Here is a 17,318-nt window from a genome sequence, read left to right as displayed (position 1 = left end):
CGTCAAAGGTGCCAGACCTCAGAGGCGCGAGGCGCCGTCTTGATGGATGAAAGTCCCCACGATCTCAACGCCCGGGGCTCGAAGCGGATTTGCCCCCAAAAGTATGTCCCCAATAACGCCCGAGCTCCTCTTTCGTCTTGCTTTCGTTTTTGTTTGTGATTAACTCCAAACCGAAAGCGAAATCGCCGAAGTGAAGAGGCGGTCGCCGGGGAAGCGTTTGGTGGACAGGGTATTCGACCTCGCCATTATCGGAGGCGGCATCAATGGCTGCGGCATCGCGCGCGATGCGGTGGGCCGAGGCAATTCCGTTTTCCTTTGTGAAATGAATGACTTGGCGAGCGGAACGTCGTCCTGGTCGACCAAGCTGGTGCATGGCGGGCTGCGCTATCTCGAATATTACGAATTCCGGCTGGTCCGTGAGGCGCTGATTGAGCGCGAAATCCTCTGGCAGATCGCGCCCCACATCATCAGGCCGTTGCGTTTCGTTTTGCCGCACCACTCCGGATTGCGTCCGGCCTGGCTGCTCAGGCTGGGGTTGTTTCTTTATGACCATATCGGCGGCCGTCATCTGCTGCCGCCGACCCGCTCGGTCGATCTCGCGCGTGACGAGGTAGGCAAGCCTCTGATTGCCAACCGCTACACCAGGGGCTTCGAATATTCCGACTGCTTCGTCGATGACGCGCGCCTCGTTGTGCTCACCGCACGCGACGCCGCCGATCGCGGCGCCGAAATCCACACCCGCTCGCGCGCGGTCGAGATCCGTCAGGTCGACGGTATCTGGCAGGTCACCGTCGAGAACACCATGAGCGGTGAGCGTACTACCATTCGCTCGCGCGCGTTGGTCAACGCCGGCGGCCCTTGGGTCGAACAGGTGCTCTCGTCGGGTTCGGGCGTCAACGCGCGCGCAAAAGTGCGGCTGGTGCAGGGCTCCCACATCGTGGTGCGCAAGCTCTATGCGCACGACCGCGCCTACATGTTCCAGAACGCCGACGGCCGCATCATCTTCGTCATTCCCTATCAGGACGATTTCACCCTGATCGGCACCACCGATCGCGATTACGACGGCGATCCGGCCAAGGTGAAAGCCAGCCCTGAGGAGATTCAATATCTCTGCGCGTCGGCCAGCGAATACCTCAAAAAGCCTGTGCTGCCTGCGGATGTCGTCTGGACCTATTCCGGCGTGCGGCCGCTCTATGATGACGGCGCCAGCGAAGCGAAAGCTGCGACCCGCGATTACGTGTTCGAACTCGATACGCCCGGTGGCGCGCCGTTGCTGTCGATCTATGGCGGCAAGATCACGACCTATCGGCGGCTCGCCGAGGAAGCGCTGGAGCGGCTCTCGCCATACTTGCGCAGCGCCAAAGCCAAGGAAGGCTGGACCGGCAAGTCACCGCTGCCCGGCGGCGACATGGATGTTTCGGCGGTCGCCGCGCTGACGGCGGAACTGATGCGGGAATACCCGTTCCTCGATAAGGCGCATGCCAACCGGCTCGCGCATGCCTATGGCACGCGTGCGACAAAATTGCTCGGTAACGCGAAATCATTGGCCGATCTCGGCCAGTCGTTCGGCGCCACCTTGACGGAGAGCGAAGTCAGGTACCTGATGTCGAACGAATGGGCCTGCACCGCCGATGATGTGGTATGGCGAAGGTCCAAGCTCGGGTTGCGGCTGTCGCCAGACGAAATTGCCGCGCTCGACGAGTGGATCAAAACCCATCGCACCCCCGGCGAGCGTCCCTTGCGTGAAGCGGGAGGGCGACCGTGAGCGTCACGCTCGAACATGTCACGCGAACCGTGGACGGCATCCCGACCATTCGCGATGTCTCGCTGACGCTCGAACGCGGCACGCTGAGCGTGCTGCTCGGACCGACGCTGTCGGGCAAGACATCGATCATGCGTCTGCTCGCCGGTCTCGACAAACCTGCGAGCGGCCGCGTGCTGGTCGATGGCAAGGATGTCACGGCTGTGGACGTGCGACAACGCTCGGTCGCGATGGTGTATCAGCAGTTCATCAATTATCCCTCGCTGACGGTCTATGAGAACATCGCCTCGCCGTTGCGGGTGCAGGGCAGGCCGCGCGAGGAGATCGACCGGCGCGTCCAGGAAGCCGCAAAACTGCTGCGGCTCGAGCCCTATCTGAAGCGCACGCCGCTGCAGCTTTCCGGCGGCCAGCAGCAGCGCACCGCGATCGCGCGTGCGCTGGTCAAGGGCGCCGACCTCGTTCTGCTCGACGAGCCGCTCGCCAATCTCGACTACAAGCTGCGCGAGGAGTTGCGTACCGAACTGCCGCGCATCTTCGAGGCGTCGGGGGCGATCTTCGTCTATGCGACCACGGAGCCCTCTGAAGCCTTGTTGCTCGGCGGAAATACCGTTTGCATGTGGGAAGGCCAGGTCTTGCAGGCGGGCGATACGTCAAAAGTCTATCGCCAGCCCGATACGCTGCGGGTGGCGCAGGTGTTCTCCGATCCGCCGCTCAACATCGTCGGCATCGAGAAAAAGAACGGCTCTGTACAATATGCCGGCGGCATCCAGGCGCCGGCCACCGGCCTCTACGCATCGCTCGCCGACGGCCCCTATCGCGTCGGCTTCCGCGCCCATCAGCTCGAAGTGGCCAACGGCATCGCCGGCCGCCATGCGTTCCACGCCACCGTGACGGTGACCGAGATCACCGGCTCCGAGAGTTTCGTGCATCTCAACCGCGACGCTTCCAATTGGGTCGCGGTGCTGCAGGGCGTGCATGAATACGAGCCCGGCCATGTGCTCGATGCTGTGCTCGATCCCGACAATGTTTTCGTGTTCGACGCCGCCGACCGCCTGGTCGCGGCGCCGAATGCAGCGTTTTCAAGCGAAGTGCGTAGCGGTTCGCGTGAAGAAAACGCGTCAAAAAATAAAAGCAATTGAGGGAGATGCGACATGGCCCGCATTGACCTCGTTGATCTCGCGCACTCCTACGGCGGCAATGACGCGCCGGTGGAATCATTTGCGCTGAAGCCGGTGACCATGACCTGGCGGCAGGGCGGCGCCTATGCGCTGCTCGGCCCGTCCGGTTGCGGCAAGACCACGCTGCTCAACCTTATTTCCGGCATCGTTACGCCGTCGCGCGGAAAAATCCTGTTCGACGGCGCCGACATCACACCGCTGTCAACCCAGAAGCGCAACATCGCGCAGGTGTTCCAGTTTCCGGTGATCTACGACACCATGACGGTCGGACAGAACCTCGCATTCCCGCTGAAAAACCGCGGTGTGCCGAAAGACGAGATCGACGCGCGGGTGAGGCAGATCGCCGATCTGCTCGACCTCACGTTCTATCTCGACCGTAAAGCGACGCGCCTGACGGCTGACGCCAAGCAGAAGATTTCGCTCGGCCGCGGCCTCGTCCGCTCCGACGTCGCCGCGGTGCTGTTCGACGAGCCGCTGACGGTAATCGATCCCGAGCTGAAATGGCAGTTGCGTTCAAAACTCAAGGCGCTGCACCGCGAGCTTGACCTGACGATGATCTACGTCACCCATGACCAGACCGAGGCGCTGACCTTCGCCGACACCGTCGTCGTCATGCATGACGGCCGCGTGGTGCAGAGCGGCACGCCGGCGGAGCTGTTCGACAAGCCCGAGCACACTTTTGTCGGCTACTTCATCGGTTCGCCCGGCATGAACATCGTCCCTGCCGTGGTGAGCGGACACGAGGCGCGCATCGATGGCCACGTTATCGGCCTGCACCGCAATTATGGCGTGCTGCCGGCGGGCGCCAGGATCGAGATCGGCGTACGGCCGGAATTCGTCAACGTCGCCGCTCCCGCATCCGGCCTGCTGTCGGCCACGATCGAGCGCATCGACGATCTCGGCCGCGTCCGCTTCGCCCGCGTTCGCATCGGCGATGCAAAATTCGCCGCCCGCGTGCCGCCGGGATTTTCCGTGCCCGACAACTCGGTCGGGCTCGTGTTCGATCCCGCCCATGTTCACGTCTATGCCGACAGCCGTCTGGTCGAGGGGGTAGCCTGATGGACAAGACCATCAACCAGAAAGCCTGGTTCCTGGTGCTGCCGGTATTCCTGGTGGTCGCGTTCTCCGCGATCCTGCCGCTGATGACGGTCGTGAACTATTCGATGCAGGACACGTTCGGCAACAACCAGTTTTTCTGGAACGGCGTCGGCTGGTTCAAGGAGTTGCTCGATCCCTCGACCGATCTCGGCGGGCGCTTTCTGGCCTCGCTCGGCCGCAACCTGCTGTTCTCCGCCATCATCCTGGCGATCGAGGTGCCGCTCGGCATCGTGGTGGCGCTGTCGATGCCGCGCGAGGGCTGGACCGTCGCCGTATGTCTCGTGATCCTGGCGCTGCCGCTCTTGATCCCGTGGAACGTGGTCGGAACGATCTGGCAGATTTTCGGTCGGCCCGACATCGGCCTGCTCGGCTATACGCTCAACGGCCTCGGCTTCGATTACAATTACGTCTCCAATGAGTTCGATGCCTGGGCCACCGTCATCGTGATGGACGTGTGGCACTGGACCAGCCTCGTGGCACTGCTGTGCTACGCCGGGCTGAAGTCGATCCCCGACGCCTATTACCAGGCGGCGCAGATCGACGGCGCCTCGCGCTGGGCGGTGTTCAAGGCGATCCAGTTGCCGAAGATGAATCGCGTGCTCCTGATCGCGGTGCTGCTGCGTTTCATGGACAGTTTCATGATCTACACCGAGCCGTTCGTGGTGACCGGCGGCGGCCCCGGCAACTCGACCACCTTCGTTTCGATCGAGCTGGTCAAGATCGCGCTCGGGCAGTTCGACCTCGGCAAGGCCGCGGCACTGTCGCTGGTCTACAATCTGATCATCCTGATCGTGTGCTGGATCTTCTACACCGTGATGACCAACGCCGGGGCCGAGCGTCCCGTCAAGCCAGGGGGCGCGTGATGAATTCGATTCCCGGCCGCCGCCTTATCATTTCGCTGTTCCTGATCTTCCTGCTGTTGCCGATCTACTGGCTCGTCAACATGAGCTTCAAGACCAATACCGAGATCGTCACCACCATGACGCTGTGGCCGCACCAGCCGACGCTGGAAAACTACAAGCGCATCTTCACCGACGAGAGCTGGTATTCCGGCTACACCAACTCGCTGACCTATGTGCTGATCAACACCGTGATCTCGATCGCGGTGGCGTTGCCGGCGGCCTACGGCTTCTCGCGCTACCGCTTCCTCGGCGACAAGCATCTGTTCTTCTGGCTGCTGTCGAACCGCATGGCGCCGGCGGCGGTCTACGCGCTGCCGTTCTTCAATCTCTATTCGGCGATCAATCTGTTCGATACGCCATGGGCGGTCGCGCTCGCGCATTGCATCTTCAATGTGCCGCTGGCAGTCTGGATCCTCGAAGGCTTCGTCTCCGGCGTGCCGCGCGAGATCGACGAGACTGCGTTCCTCGATGGCTATTCGTTCCCGCGCTTCTTCGTCAAGATCCTGGTGCCGCTGATCGCGAGCGGTATCGGCGTCGCCGCGTTCTTCTGCTTCATGTTCTCCTGGGTCGAGTTGCTGCTGGCGCGCACGTTGACCTCGGTCAACGCCAAGCCGATCTCGGCCATCATGACGCGCACGGTCTCGGCCTCCGGGATGGACTGGGGCCTGCTGGCCGCGGCCGGAGTGCTCACGATCATCCCCGGCGCCCTGGTGATCTGGTTCGTCCGCAATTACATCGCGCGCGGCTTTGCGCTGGGACGGGTGTAGCGCATGATCCCGAAAAGTGGGCACCGGTTTTCGGACGAGATCATGCGCAGGCGTGAGGGCTAACGCACATGGAACACATCGCATGGATGGCCTGGACGCTCCCGACCGCGATCTTCTTCGTGATGCTGGCGCTGACGCTCGGCGCGATGACGTGGCTTGCGGTCGCCTATCCCGAAGCCGAACGCGTCGGCGTGCTGCGCATTCCGACCACGCGCGGCGACCGGCTGTTCATTTCGCTGGTGCTCGCCGCCGTTATCCATCTGTTGTGGATCGCATTTGTCGGCATCGACCCGCTTCTGACGCTTCCGATCGGAGAGGGCGTTGAAATATCGAGCCTGTGGCTCGCAACCGTGATTTCGCTTCTATCGGCCGTTGCGATTTTCCGCACCGTCTAGGAAGCGAAAAAGAGCAGATCCGGGATCAACCCGGGCCTGAGTTTGTTTTTGTCGCTGCAACCGGAGGATCCAACATGCGACGCTTGAGAGGAAGAAACGGTCCCTTGACCAAGGAGAGCTTTCTGACGATGACCAGCGCGGCTGCGCTGATCGCGGCTTCCGTGACGATTGCCGCACCCGCCCGTGCGGACGACGCCGTCAATCAGAGGTGGATCGACAGCGAATTCCAGCCCTCGACACTGTCGAAGGCCGACCAGTTGAAGGAGCTGCAGTGGTTCGAAAAAGCCGCAGCGCCGTTCAAGGGCATGGAAATCAACGTCGTGTCGGAAACGATCACGACGCACGAGTATGAATCCCGGACGCTGGCGAAAGCCTTCACCGAAATCACCGGCATCAAGGTCAAGCACGATCTGATCCAGGAAGGTGACGTCGTTGAAAAGCTGCAGACCCAGATGCAGTCCGGCAAGAACGTCTATGACGGCTGGATCAACGATTCCGACCTGATCGGAACGCACTTCCGGTACGGCCAGACCGTGATCCTGTCGGATTACATGACCGGCGAGGGCAAGGACGTCACCAACCCACAGCTCGACGTCAACGACTTCATCGGAAAATCCTTCACCACCGGCCCGGACGGCAAGCTCTATCAGCTGCCCGACCAGCAGTTCGCGAACCTCTATTGGTTCCGCTACGACTGGTTCTCCAATCCGGACTACAAGGCCAAGTTCAAGGCCAAGTACGGCTACGACCTCGGCGTTCCCGTGAACTGGTCGGCTTATGAAGACATCGCCGAGTTCTTCACCAACGACATCAAGGAGATCAACGGCGTCAAGATCTACGGCCACATGGACTACGGCAAGAAGGATCCCTCGCTCGGCTGGCGTTTCACCGACGCCTGGCTGTCGATGGCCGGCAACGGCGACAAGGGCATCCCGAACGGCAAGCCGGTCGACGAATGGGGCATCCGCATGGAAGGCTGCCGTCCCGTCGGTTCGTCCGTCGAGCGCGGCGGTGACACCAACGGCCCGGCGGCGGTCTATTCGATCGTCAAATATCTCGACTGGATGAAGAAGTATGCCCCGCCGCAGGCGCAAGGCATGACCTTCTCCGAAGCAGGTCCGGTGCCGGCGCAAGGCGCCATCGCCCAGCAGATCTTCTGGTACACCGCCTTCACCGCCGACATGGTGAAGCCGGGCATCGCAGTCGTGAACGCGGACGGTACGCCGAAGTGGCGCATGGCGCCGTCGCCGCACGGCTCGTACTGGAAAGAGGGCATGAAGCTCGGCTACCAGGACGCCGGCTCGGCCACGCTCCTGAAGTCGACCCCGCCCGATCGCCGCAAGGCGGCCTGGCTCTATCTGCAGTTCATCAACTCCAAGACGGTCAGCTTGAAGAAGAGCCATGTCGGTCTCACCTTCGTGCGTGAATCCGACATCTGGGACAAGTCGTTCACCGAGCGTGCGCCGAAGCTCGGCGGCCTGATCGAGTTCTACCGTTCGCCCGCGCGCGTGCAGTGGACCCCGACCGGCAACAACGTGCCTGACTATCCGAAGCTCGCGCAATTGTGGTGGCAGAACATCGGCGATGCGTCGTCCGGTGCGAAGACGCCGCAGGCGGCGATGGATGCGCTGGCAGCAGCGCAGGACTCGGTGCTCGAACGTCTTGAGAAGTCCGGCGTGCAGGGTGCCTGCGGGCCGAAGCTGAACAAGAAGGAGACGGCCGAGTTCTGGTTCGCCAAGTCCGCGAAGGACGGCAACATCGCTCCCCAGCGCAAGCTGGCGAACGAAAAGCCGAAGGGCGAAACCGTCGACTACGACACGCTGGTGAAGTCGTGGCCGGCCACCCCGCCGAAGCGGGCCGAGGCGAAATAGGCTTCGCGATTACGAGTGATGCAAAACAACGAAAGGCCGGGAGCGATCCCGGCCTTTTTTCTTGCCGTCATTGCGAGCGGAGCGAAGCAATCCATCTCGCCGCTTGCTGAGGCATGGATTGCTTCGTCGCTTTGCTCCCTTGCGCAAACGCTTTGCGTTTGTCGCAGGCAATGACGGGGAGAGGACGTCGCGCTCTCACTCCGCCGCCTGCGCAGCCTCGAGCGTCGGATAGTCCGTATATCCCTTCGCGCCGCCGCCGTAGAACGTCGCTTTGTCGAACGGGTTGAGCGGTGCGCCCTTCTTCAGGCGTTCGACCAGGTCGGGGTTGGAGATGAACGGCTTTCCGAATGCGATCAGGTCGGCGGCGTTGGCCTCGAGCACTGTTGTTGCGAGATCGAGATCATAGCCGTTGTTGGCGACATAGGCGCCGCTGAAGCGCTTGCGCAGGCTGGCATAGTCGAACGGCGCGTTGTCGCGCGGGCCGCCGGTGGCGCCTTCAATGACGTGGATATAGGTCAGCTTCAGCGCGTTGAGCCCGTCCACGATGTAATCGAACAGCGGCTGCGGATTTGAATCGGAGACGTCATTGGCGGGCGTCACCGGCGAGATGCGGATGCCGGTGCGCTCGGGGCCGGCGACGGCGGCCACCACCTTGGACACTTCCAGCATCAGCTTGGCGCGGTTCTCGATCGATCCGCCGTAGGCATCGGTGCGCTTGTTGGTGCCGTCCTTGGCGAACTGGTCGAGCAGATAGCCGTTGGCGCCGTGGATCTCGATGCCGTCGAAACCGGCCGCCAGCGCGTTCTCGGTGCCGCGCTTGAAATCCTCGATGATCCCAGGAATCTCCGACAGCTCCAGCGCGCGCGGCTCGGAGATATCGGTGAAGGTGCCGTTGACGAACGTCTTGCCCTTGGCGCGGATCGCGGATGGCGCCACCGGCTTGCCGCCGCCGGGCTGCAGCGTAACGTGCGAGATGCGGCCGACATGCCAGATCTGGATGAAGATGCGCCCGCCTTTTTCGTGCACGCGGTCGGTGACCTTGCGCCAGCCTGCGACCTGCTCTTTCGAATAGATGCCGGGCGTATCCTGATAGCCCTGGCCCTGCTGCGAAACCTGACTGGCTTCGGTGATCAGAAGCCCTGCCGAGGCGCGCTGGCCGTAATAGTCGACCGCCAGCGGGCTCGGCACCATGCCGGGCGGCACCGCGCGGTTGCGGGTCAGCGGCGCCATCACGAGGCGGTTCGGAAGCGTGATCGGGCCAAGCTTGAAGGGCTCGAACAGTTTGGTCTGGCTCATGTCTGATATGTCCGGATGGATGACGATAGGGGGACAGTTGGGCATTGCGGGCAATTCTCGCAATCCCGGAAGCCATTCGGCTTGCGCAGAGGAGCTGCGCCCGATCCCGGCGATGCGGGCGGTGTCGAGCCATGGCGCAGGCGCGTGACGCAGGATGATTCATTCGTCAATCAGGCGCAGCGTGGCATGGGCGGCCTGCCGGCCGGCGCGCTGGCAGCCGAATGGCACCGTTGCCGCGCCAGAAACTATTCCGCCGCAAATCCCATTCGCCTGTTGTCCATTTCCACGATGGGCCCAGCGGAATCGACCTGCAGCAGTTCAAATGTCAGGCATTCGCAACCGATGGCGCGCAGCACCTGGCTGGCGGCCTTCTGCGCGCCGTTGCTGAAGTTTTGGTGGTCCAATTGAATTTCGAGGCGAGGTTTGCGGCTGCATACCGCCTTCACGACCGATTGCAGCCGGACGGATATCTCGTCGCGATAGTTCTGGGTGCTTTCGAAGGAGGCCCTGGGGTCGATGATTTGAGTCCTGATGACATAGACGAGGTTGACCGCAATCCGGTCGGCGGAAACGGCGCCTTGCGTAAATCGAAACACCTCGGGGCGCCTGTCGACCCGCGCCAGTTGGCGGCTGCCGGCGCGGATCCGGTGCCGGCCGGGGGGCAGGGCTTTTTCAAACCGGCCGTTCCGGTAGAGCAGGACGGTTTCGAACTGCTGCACACAGACCCGATCGAAGCCGATCAGCGCCATGATCCCCTTCCTGAACAGCGTCGAAATCCAGGCCCAGGCACCAGCGATCACGGCGATGACGATCAAGGAAAATGCTATTGATCCCAGAAGTTCACCCACGTTTTCCCTTCCCCCGCCATGTTTTTTATCTCGTTGGCGACGCCGCGATGCCAGCTATTCCTTGGCCGATCGTACGTCGAAATTAAGTCATCCGCATTTCAATCAGAACGGGTAAGCAAAAAAATAATCGCGCTGTGCACAGTCATTTGCATTTTAAATAGAGCCATTGGGATGCCCGATTGTTCTCCTTCGCCCGCGGCTTTCGGGAGGGGCGGTTTGGGCCCGTTGACCGACGTCCCCCGCGGCTCATCCGGGCTACAAACTTTCTGCTCGTCATTGCGAGCCACTCGCAATGACGGCTGAACAAGCCTGCGCATGCTCGCGACGCTGATCGCCCGAGGTTTGCATCTTCGTTTGTCCCTCCTGGAGAACAGAGGGCGCAGGGAAGACCGGGTGCACGCTGCACCCGCGGTCTCGTGTGCAATTGCGCACAAGGAACGCGCACACGAGCGTACAGGTACAGGCGGAGCATCCCGGCCTTCCCTGCGCAGTGGCTTTACGGCTTACTTCGTGCTCTCCCCGGCGAACGGCTCTTTTGCCACCGTCACCCGCGAGAAGCTTGGCCTCCCGCGAACTTAATGCCAGCACCGCGACATCAGGACCACACGACTTCACCGTACGCTCGAGCCACACACGTCAGTCGCAGCTCTTGCGTCCACCGCATCCCACCGCGCGTTCGTGACGATCGCGAGCCGCCCCTCTCATCGGGTGAGACGGCGGAGTTATGCGGCTGATTTGGCCTGCGCGTTAAGCGGAATATTTTTGCGCGAAGGGCTGGACAGGTTTTGGGTGATTTGCCCGTCGTGCCAATTGGTCGCAGACCGTGCACAGGATTTGCGCTTGTGCGGCAAGCAAATCAGCCCGCAGCGCGCGGGCGCGTAGGGTGGGCAAAGCGAACTTGTCTCGCCGTAGCTCGAAGAGCGAAGGCGGAAGCGTGCCCACCATCGCGACACGGTGCCAAATGGTGGGCATGGCGCAATTGCGCCTTTGCCCACCCTGCGAAGCCTTGTCGGCATCGGACCGCGCCACACCATTGCCTCTCGCGCACGCCGGAATAGGATGCCGCGAACATCACGTGATAAGAGGTTCACGATGACCATCAACAAGGACAAGATCGACGACACGGCATTGGCTCTGCTCTATTTGACCCTGCACCACGGCTACCGGGCATGGAAAGGCTTTGACTGGGACGTGCTCGGCCGCCTGCACGAAAAAGGGATGATCGACGATCCCGTCGGCAAGGTGAAGTCAGTGGTTTTCACGGATGAAGGATTGGAGCGGGCGAAGCGGCTGTTCAAGGAGATGTTCGAGGAATAGGCGGCGAGGGGTAGGATGGGTAGAGCGAAGCGAAACCCATCATCTTTCCGGTTGCCAAGCGTGGGTTGCGTTCCGCCTCGGGCCTGGAGTCACGGCGGACGCGTCGATGACCCATCCTGCGATTTCGCTGTTTTTCAAATCATATTTTTTCGCCCGTGAGGGGATTGATCCTAAAGCTCGTCCGGGTCGTCATCATCGGCAGGGTATTGCTCAGGAGCCTCGCCACGCGTTGCAACGATGCGCGGGTACCGGGCCTTGGCGCTCTTGTTTCCGGTTGTGCGCAGGGTGACCCGGAACAGCCAATCGTCGCCATAGTCGAACAGAAACAGCATTGTGTGCCCGACTTCCGGGAAAGCCTGCGATATTCTGGTCTTCTTGACGCCGAGCACCCCTGGAGCGGCATCGCCCATATCCGCGAACAGCTCGTATTTGGGAAATGTCTTATGCATCTTGGCGAGAGTGAGCCCGGTATAGAAGCCGAAGGCGTGATCGAAATCGAAATTGAACGAGGAGACGATGGCTTCGGCCAGCACGTACAGCGACTTTGCAGGGTCGAGTTCGATGTCCCGATAGATCGACGCGCTGCCCTGGAGCGCCGCCCGAAAAATGAAAGTATCCGTTCCGGCCATCTCGAACCTCACTTACGCTTGCTGCTGCGCCAGAGAATAGGCGCGGGAAAGAGCTTTGCTCAAGCGCTGGAATTTGTAGGATGGCTCAGCCAGCGGGTCGCGCGAATGCGCGCCCGATGACAGGCTCCGCGTAACCCGCCATTTTTATTGCGCGACAACGGCGGATTACGCTTCGCTAATCCGCCCTATGTGCTGGTTGTCGACAACTGGCTCGTCACCATTTCAGCCATTCGTAGCGGGAGATTTTCTCGACATAGTCCCGGATGTCGCTGCGCTCATCCGGGCTACGCTTGCTTCGTTGAGTTGATGGTGCCGCAGCCGCGCCAGCGCAAGCAAAGCCGATGGCTTGCGCGAACGCGCAACCCAAGTGACCGCGAAACGTGCTCGACCTAGCTGTGCGCGGGAATGTCGACGCCGTCAGTCGCATACTGCCGGATCTTGTTCCGCATCGTGCGCACCGAAAGTCCCAGCACGCGCGCGGCGTGGGTGCGATTGCCGTGGCAGCGCGCCAGCGTCTGCAGCACGAGTTCGCGCTCGATCGCCTCGACCGTGGAGCCGATCAGCATCGGCACGATCTGGTGGGGTGAAAGGGCTTGAGAATCCGACAGCGGAATCTCGGGCACGGGAACACAGTCCGCGCCAAGGTACACGTCACCAAGATACTCTTGGGGCATCAACACCTCCCGATCGACGCTTGCTCCGAAACGCGGAGCAGAAACATCAGGAATCAACGGCCCCCTGCCGCAGAGGGAGGGTGGGCGCGTTTGGTTAATGAAAGGTTAAAAGGCACGGAAAGGTTTTGGCGGCGGTTTGCCACACCCTGAAGTATATGCCCGACAGCAGGCAGATAGATGTGTCGGCGCGACCTTGCAGTTTCTAGTCGTCGCTGCGAACGCAGGGGGCCATAGCACCGCGCTTCGTTGTTGATGGGATCCGTAGCGGGCACGTATCGAGATTTGTGCGCGGGGAGCGACGCAGCCAGCTCAGAGCCGTAGCCCGCATGAGCGTAGCGATATGCGGGACGGTTTGACCCCGGATGTCGCTGCGCTCATCCGGGCTACGCTTGCTATTTAGCGGCTACGCTGGAGCGCGCTCCCATCGGTGTCGTGAAGGTGAGTAGATTCTAACCATCCGCATGAAGGTGCGCGGTCGGCTTGCAGTGCGTCTTAGCAGTCTCTCACAACACCCGATTGCCCTGCTTTACCTGCTTCGTATCCAGATACACGCTCGACCTCATCTCCTTGAACTTGGCGCTCATCGCCGCCATGCCGCCGCCTTCGATGGGCCGCTTACCGACATTCCGATGCCAGCAGGATCGCTCAGCGTCGCCGCTCTGCGCATCCCGGCCACACGCTACCGCGCCGGCTCCTTGGTCCGTTCTTCCGCTGCAACCGCTTCTGCAGGCTTGCTCGAACGCACCATCAGAAACGTTCCGGAGGCCGTCGTGCCGGGCACGCTCCAGCGGCCATCGATTTCCGTCGCCTCGGCGTTGACCACGCCTCTATAAAAGACCGTGTCATAGCCGTAGCCGGGCGGCTCGTAACGTTTGACGAACGAGACCGCGCTGCCGGACCGATCACCGGCAATCGAAGCGTTGTGAGTGCTCATCGGGCAACCGGGCGTGATGCAGGGTTCGGTCACGTTCCCTGCAAGCGCGCCACCGGACTCGATGAGCGTCGCCAGAAACGTGACCATTCCAACCTGCGGCTGAACGAAGGTGCCGTCCCAGACACCCGTCAGATCGTGGGTCATTGCGGTCTAGGTGAATGCGTCTGCCTTACAACACCCGATTGCTCTCCTTCACCTTCTCCGCATCCAGATACACGCTGCTCCCCATCTCCTTGAACTTCTGGCTCATCGCCGCCATGCCATCCTCGATGGTGCCCGACACCGACATCCCGACACTCGCCGGATCGTTCAGCGTCGCTGCGTAATCCCGCACGTCCTGTGTGATCTTCATCGAGCAGAATTTTGGGCCGCACATCGAGCAGAAGTGCGCGACCTTGTGGGCTTCCTTCGGCAGCGTCTCGTCGTGGAAGCTTTTTGCGGTGTCCGGATCGAGGCCGAGGTTGAACTGGTCGGTCCAGCGGAAGTCGAAGCGGGCGCGGCTAAGGGCATCGTCGCGGAGTTGCGCGGCGGGGTGGCCCTTCGCAAGGTCGGAGGCGTGGGCGGCGATCTTGTAGGTGATGACGCCGACCTTGACGTCGTTGCGGTCGGGGAGGCCCAGATGCTCCTTCGGCGTCACGTAGCAGAGCATGGCGCAGCCGAACCAGCCGATCATGGCCGCACCAATGCCTGAGGTGATGTGGTCGTAGCCCGGCGCGATGTCCGTGGTCAGCGGTCCAAGCGTGTAGAACGGGGCTTCGCCGCACTCCTTGAGCTGCTTGTCCATGTTGATCTTGATCTTGTGCATCGGCACGTGGCCGGGGCCTTCGATCATCACCTGGCAGCCTTTTTCCCACGCAATCTTGGTGAGTTCGCCGAGCGTCTCCAGTTCGGCGAATTGCGCGCGGTCGTTGGCGTCCGCAATCGAGCCGGGACGCAGGCCGTCGCCGAGCGAGAACGAGACGTCATACTTGCGCATGAGGTCGCAGATCTCGTCGAAATGGGTGTAGAGGAAGCTCTCCTTGTGATGCGCCAGGCACCACTTCGCCATGATCGAGCCGCCGCGCGACACGATGCCGGTGACGCGGTTGGCGGTGAGGTGGATGTAGGGCAGGCGCACGCCGGCGTGGATCGTAAAATAGTCGACGCCCTGTTCGCACTGCTCGATCAGCGTGTCCTTGTAGAGCTCCCAGGTCAGCTTGACGGGATCGCCTTCGCACTTCTCCAGCGCCTGGTAAATCGGCACGGTGCCGATCGGGATCGGCGCGTTGCGCAAAATCCATTCCCGCGTGGTGTGGATGTTGCGGCCCGTCGAGAGGTCCATCACGGTGTCGGCGCCCCAGCGGATTGCCCACACCATCTTGTCGACTTCTTCCTCCACCGACGAGGTGACGGCGGAGTTGCCGATATTGGCGTTGATCTTGGTCAGGAAGTTTCGGCCGATGATCATCGGCTCGAGTTCGGCGTGGTTGATGTTGCAGGGAATGATGGCGCGGCCGCGCGCGATCTCGGAGCGGACGAACTCCGGCGTGATGAAGGCGGGCACCTCGGCGCCAAAGCTTTCGCCGTCGGCGAGAGCTGCTTCCGCGCGTTCGAGCTGCTTTTTGCGGCCGAGGTTTTCGCGCTCGGCGACGTAGATCATCTCTTTTGTAATGATGCCGGCGCGGGCGAATTCGAGCTGGGTGATCTTGTGGCCGTCGAGGCCGCGCAGCGGCTTGTGGTGCGCGGTGAAGGCCTTTGCGGCATGCGAGGCGCCGACATTGCCGTTGTCCTCCGGCTTGATCTCCCGGCCCTGATATTCCTCGACGCCGCCGCGCTCCTTGACCCAGGCCAGCCGATTGCGCGACAGGCCGGCGTTGACGTCGATGGTCACAGTCGGGTCGGTGTAGGGGCCTGAGGTGTCGTAGACCGGCAGGTTCGGCTCGCCGGCGCCTTCGCTCAAAATGATCTCGCGCAAGGGCACGCGCAGGTCGGGCGCGGCATCGGGGACGGCGAAGATTTTTCGCGAGGAGGGAAGGGGCCCGGTGGTGACGGCGGGAAGGGTGGTGTCGGGATTGGAGCGGATGTTCATACTGTATCCTCCGTTGTATCTCTGATTGTTTTCTCCGTCATTGCGAGGAGCGAAGCGACGAAGCAATCCACTGCCACCGAATTCGCGGTGCCAATGGATTGCTTCGCTTCGCTCGCAATGACGGTTGATGGTTTTGTATTCATCTCACGCGGCCTCCGCGCTGTGGCCGAGCCATTGCCGCACCCGCGCGTCGGGGTCGGCGTTCTGCGTGACATCGCTGACGACGGCGATGGAGTCGGCGCCGGCTGCAAAAATTTCGGCCGCCTGTTCGAACTTGATGCCGCCGATCGCGACCAGCGGGATGTCGCCGATGCGCTTTTTCCACTCGGTGATCTTTGGAATGCCCTGCGGCGCGAAGCGCATCGATTTCAGCGTGGTCGGAAAAATCGGACCGAGCGCGATGTAGTCCGGTTTGGCGCGCAGGGCGGTCGCCAGTTCCTCGTCGTCATGGGTGGAGACGCCGAGCGTCAATCCCGCTTTGCGGATTTCGCCGAGGTCGGCATCGGCGAGGTCTTCCTGGCCGAGATGCAGATGTTTTGCGCCGGCGACGATCGCCGCGCGCCAGTAATCGTTGACCACGAGTTTGGCATCCGTGCCCTTGATGGCCTCCAGCGCGTCGGTCACGATCTGCAGCGCCTCTGACTCATTGAGGTCCTTGGCGCGCAACTGGATGGTGCCGGCGCCGAGCAGCGCCAGCCGCGTCACCCAGGCGACGTTGTGAACGACGGGATAGAATTTATCAGGATACGGCATGCCAGAACGGTGTCCCGATCACAGGGGTTGAGGGCGAGGCGAAGTCGCGGGCTTCCATCAGCCCGGCCTCGTAGGCAGTGCGGCCGGCTTCGACGCCGAGGCGGAACGCCTTGGCCATAGCTATGGGGTCGGCGGCCTTGGCAACGGCGGTGTTGAGCAGCACGGCGTCGTAGCCGAGTTCGAGGGCGTGGGCGGCATGCGATGGCGCGCCGAGGCCGGCGTCGACCACCAGCGTTACATCGGCTAAGCGCTCGCGCATCAGCTTCAGCGCATCGCGGTTGGTGATGCCTTTTGCACTTCCTATCGGCGCGGCCCAGGGCATCACGACCTTGCAGCCCGCATCGACCAGCCGCATCGCGACCGAAAGGTCTTCGGTGCAATAGGGGAACACTTCAAAGCCGTCCTTGATCAGGATGGCGGCGGCCTCGACCAGGCCGACCACGTCGGGCTGCAGCGTGTCGTTGTCGGCGATCACTTCGAGCTTGATCCAGGGCGTGCCGAACAATTCGCGCGCCAGCTTTGCCGTGGTCACCGCCTCGCGCACGCTGCGGCAGCCGGCGGTGTTCGGCAGCACCGTCACATCGAGCTCGCGGATCAGCGACCAGAACGCGTCCCCGGTCTTGCCGCCGGCGGATTCGCGCCGCAGCGACACCGTGACGATGTTGGCGCCGGAAGCTCGGATCGCATCCTGCATGATCGCGGGCGAGGGATAGAGCGCGCTGCCGATCAGGAGGCGGGAGGAGAAGGTTTTGCCGTAGAAGTTCAGCATGGTGTCAGTATCCCCTTCTTTCCCCGTCGTCCCTGCGAACGCAGGGACCCCTCGCGT

16 protein-coding genes are annotated in these 17,318 nt (G+C 62.1%); 8 read left to right on the top strand and 8 right to left on the bottom strand.

What is annotated here, in order from left to right; translation table 11 throughout:
• Positions 1–220 precede the first annotated feature (220 nt).
• The 7 genes from glpD to JQ624_RS04775 all read left to right on the top strand — a co-directional run bounded on the left by glpD (position 221) and on the right by JQ624_RS04775 (position 7,973).
• Entirely contained in the window at positions 221–1,765 is a 1,545-nt protein-coding gene (gene glpD / locus JQ624_RS04805; RefSeq protein ID WP_212417696.1) for a glycerol-3-phosphate dehydrogenase, read from the top strand.
• Entirely contained in the window at positions 1,762–2,901 is a 1,140-nt protein-coding gene (locus JQ624_RS04800; protein ID WP_212417695.1) for an ABC transporter ATP-binding protein, read from the top strand. The genes glpD and JQ624_RS04800 overlap by 4 nt, the downstream gene beginning before the upstream one ends.
• 12 nt (positions 2,902–2,913) lie before the next feature.
• Entirely contained in the window at positions 2,914–3,999 is a 1,086-nt protein-coding gene (locus JQ624_RS04795) for an ABC transporter ATP-binding protein (protein ID WP_212417694.1), read from the top strand.
• Positions 3,999–4,901, top strand: a complete 903-nt coding sequence (locus tag JQ624_RS04790) for a carbohydrate ABC transporter permease (RefSeq protein ID WP_212417693.1) — start codon at positions 3,999–4,001, stop codon at positions 4,899–4,901. Before JQ624_RS04795 ends, JQ624_RS04790 begins: the two co-directional genes overlap by 1 nt.
• Positions 4,901–5,707, top strand: a complete 807-nt coding sequence (locus tag JQ624_RS04785; RefSeq protein ID WP_212417692.1) for a carbohydrate ABC transporter permease — start codon at positions 4,901–4,903, stop codon at positions 5,705–5,707. The genes JQ624_RS04790 and JQ624_RS04785 overlap by 1 nt, the downstream gene beginning before the upstream one ends.
• A gap of 68 nt (positions 5,708–5,775) precedes the next feature.
• Positions 5,776–6,102 carry a DUF2160 domain-containing protein gene (locus JQ624_RS04780; protein ID WP_212417691.1) on the top strand — a complete coding sequence of 109 codons (327 nt, stop codon included), beginning with the start codon at positions 5,776–5,778 and terminating at the stop codon, positions 6,100–6,102.
• A gap of 74 nt (positions 6,103–6,176) precedes the next feature.
• The gene (locus tag JQ624_RS04775; RefSeq protein WP_212417690.1) at positions 6,177–7,973 is read left to right on the top strand and encodes an ABC transporter substrate-binding protein; all 1,797 of its coding nucleotides are present in this window, start codon (positions 6,177–6,179) and stop codon (positions 7,971–7,973) included.
• A gap of 195 nt (positions 7,974–8,168) precedes the next feature.
• Here JQ624_RS04775 and JQ624_RS04770 read toward each other — a convergent pair whose 3' ends face one another.
• Both JQ624_RS04770 and JQ624_RS04765 read right to left on the bottom strand, forming a co-directional pair.
• A complete protein-coding gene (locus JQ624_RS04770) occupies positions 8,169–9,269 on the bottom strand; it encodes an alkene reductase (RefSeq protein WP_212417689.1) in 1,101 nt (366 codons plus the stop codon).
• Positions 9,270–9,514: 245 nt separating this feature from the next.
• Entirely contained in the window at positions 9,515–10,018 is a 504-nt protein-coding gene (locus JQ624_RS04765) for an SPFH domain-containing protein (protein ID WP_212417688.1), read from the bottom strand.
• Positions 10,019–11,209: 1,191 nt separating this feature from the next.
• Here JQ624_RS04765 and JQ624_RS04760 point away from each other — a divergent pair.
• A complete protein-coding gene (locus tag JQ624_RS04760; protein WP_212417687.1) occupies positions 11,210–11,434 on the top strand; it encodes a DUF6429 family protein in 225 nt (74 codons plus the stop codon).
• Between the two features lie 170 nt (positions 11,435–11,604).
• Here JQ624_RS04760 and JQ624_RS04755 read toward each other — a convergent pair whose 3' ends face one another.
• The 6 genes from JQ624_RS04755 to JQ624_RS04730 form a co-directional block, all read right to left on the bottom strand.
• Positions 11,605–12,063, bottom strand: coding sequence for an IS1096 element passenger TnpR family protein (locus JQ624_RS04755; RefSeq protein WP_212417686.1), 459 nt, complete (start codon positions 12,061–12,063; stop codon positions 11,605–11,607).
• A 389-nt stretch (positions 12,064–12,452) separates the two neighbouring features.
• The gene (locus tag JQ624_RS04750; RefSeq protein ID WP_212417685.1) at positions 12,453–12,737 is read right to left on the bottom strand and encodes a helix-turn-helix domain-containing protein; all 285 of its coding nucleotides are present in this window, start codon (positions 12,735–12,737) and stop codon (positions 12,453–12,455) included.
• 679 nt (positions 12,738–13,416) lie between these two features.
• The gene (locus JQ624_RS04745; RefSeq protein WP_249129388.1) at positions 13,417–13,758 is read right to left on the bottom strand and encodes a hypothetical protein; all 342 of its coding nucleotides are present in this window, start codon (positions 13,756–13,758) and stop codon (positions 13,417–13,419) included.
• A gap of 82 nt (positions 13,759–13,840) precedes the next feature.
• Positions 13,841–15,739, bottom strand: a complete 1,899-nt coding sequence (gene thiC / locus JQ624_RS04740) for a phosphomethylpyrimidine synthase ThiC (RefSeq protein ID WP_212417683.1) — start codon at positions 15,737–15,739, stop codon at positions 13,841–13,843.
• A gap of 144 nt (positions 15,740–15,883) precedes the next feature.
• Positions 15,884–16,492, bottom strand: a complete 609-nt coding sequence (locus JQ624_RS04735) for a thiamine phosphate synthase (protein WP_212417682.1) — start codon at positions 16,490–16,492, stop codon at positions 15,884–15,886.
• Positions 16,479–17,261 (bottom strand): thiazole synthase, encoded by a 783-nt coding sequence (locus JQ624_RS04730; protein WP_212417681.1) that lies wholly within the window; start codon positions 17,259–17,261, stop codon positions 16,479–16,481. The genes JQ624_RS04735 and JQ624_RS04730 overlap by 14 nt, the downstream gene beginning before the upstream one ends.
• Positions 17,262–17,318 lie beyond the last annotated feature (57 nt).

The organism is Bradyrhizobium sp. AUGA SZCCT0283 (assembly GCF_018130385.1).
Lineage (GTDB): Bacteria > Pseudomonadota > Alphaproteobacteria > Rhizobiales > Xanthobacteraceae > Bradyrhizobium.
The sequence above is the reverse complement of the archived record's forward strand: the minus strand, read 5'-3'. Positions and strand labels throughout refer to the sequence as shown.

Bases quoted from the DNA above. Each gene is read 5' to 3' on its own strand.
- JQ624_RS04795 (WP_212417694.1), top strand. From the start codon at position 2,914: ATGGCCCGCATTGACCTCGTTGATCTCGCGCACTCCTACGGCGGCAAT.
- JQ624_RS04790 (WP_212417693.1), top strand. From the start codon at position 3,999: ATGGACAAGACCATCAACCAGAAAGCCTGGTTCCTGGTGCTGCCGGTA.
- JQ624_RS04785 (WP_212417692.1), top strand. From the start codon at position 4,901: ATGAATTCGATTCCCGGCCGCCGCCTTATCATTTCGCTGTTCCTGATC.
- JQ624_RS04780 (WP_212417691.1), top strand. From the start codon at position 5,776: ATGGAACACATCGCATGGATGGCCTGGACGCTCCCGACCGCGATCTTC.
- JQ624_RS04775 (WP_212417690.1), top strand. From the start codon at position 6,177: ATGCGACGCTTGAGAGGAAGAAACGGTCCCTTGACCAAGGAGAGCTTT.
- JQ624_RS04770 (WP_212417689.1), bottom strand. From the start codon at position 9,269: ATGAGCCAGACCAAACTGTTCGAGCCCTTCAAGCTTGGCCCGATCACG.
- JQ624_RS04765 (WP_212417688.1), bottom strand. From the start codon at position 10,018: ATGGCGCTGATCGGCTTCGATCGGGTCTGTGTGCAGCAGTTCGAAACC.
- JQ624_RS04760 (WP_212417687.1), top strand. From the start codon at position 11,210: ATGACCATCAACAAGGACAAGATCGACGACACGGCATTGGCTCTGCTC.
- JQ624_RS04755 (WP_212417686.1), bottom strand. From the start codon at position 12,063: ATGGCCGGAACGGATACTTTCATTTTTCGGGCGGCGCTCCAGGGCAGC.
- JQ624_RS04750 (WP_212417685.1), bottom strand. From the start codon at position 12,737: ATGCCCCAAGAGTATCTTGGTGACGTGTACCTTGGCGCGGACTGTGTT.
- JQ624_RS04745 (WP_249129388.1), bottom strand. From the start codon at position 13,758: ATGGTCACGTTTCTGGCGACGCTCATCGAGTCCGGTGGCGCGCTTGCA.
- thiC (WP_212417683.1), bottom strand. From the start codon at position 15,739: ATGAACATCCGCTCCAATCCCGACACCACCCTTCCCGCCGTCACCACC.
- JQ624_RS04735 (WP_212417682.1), bottom strand. From the start codon at position 16,492: ATGCCGTATCCTGATAAATTCTATCCCGTCGTTCACAACGTCGCCTGG.
- JQ624_RS04730 (WP_212417681.1), bottom strand. From the start codon at position 17,261: ATGCTGAACTTCTACGGCAAAACCTTCTCCTCCCGCCTCCTGATCGGC.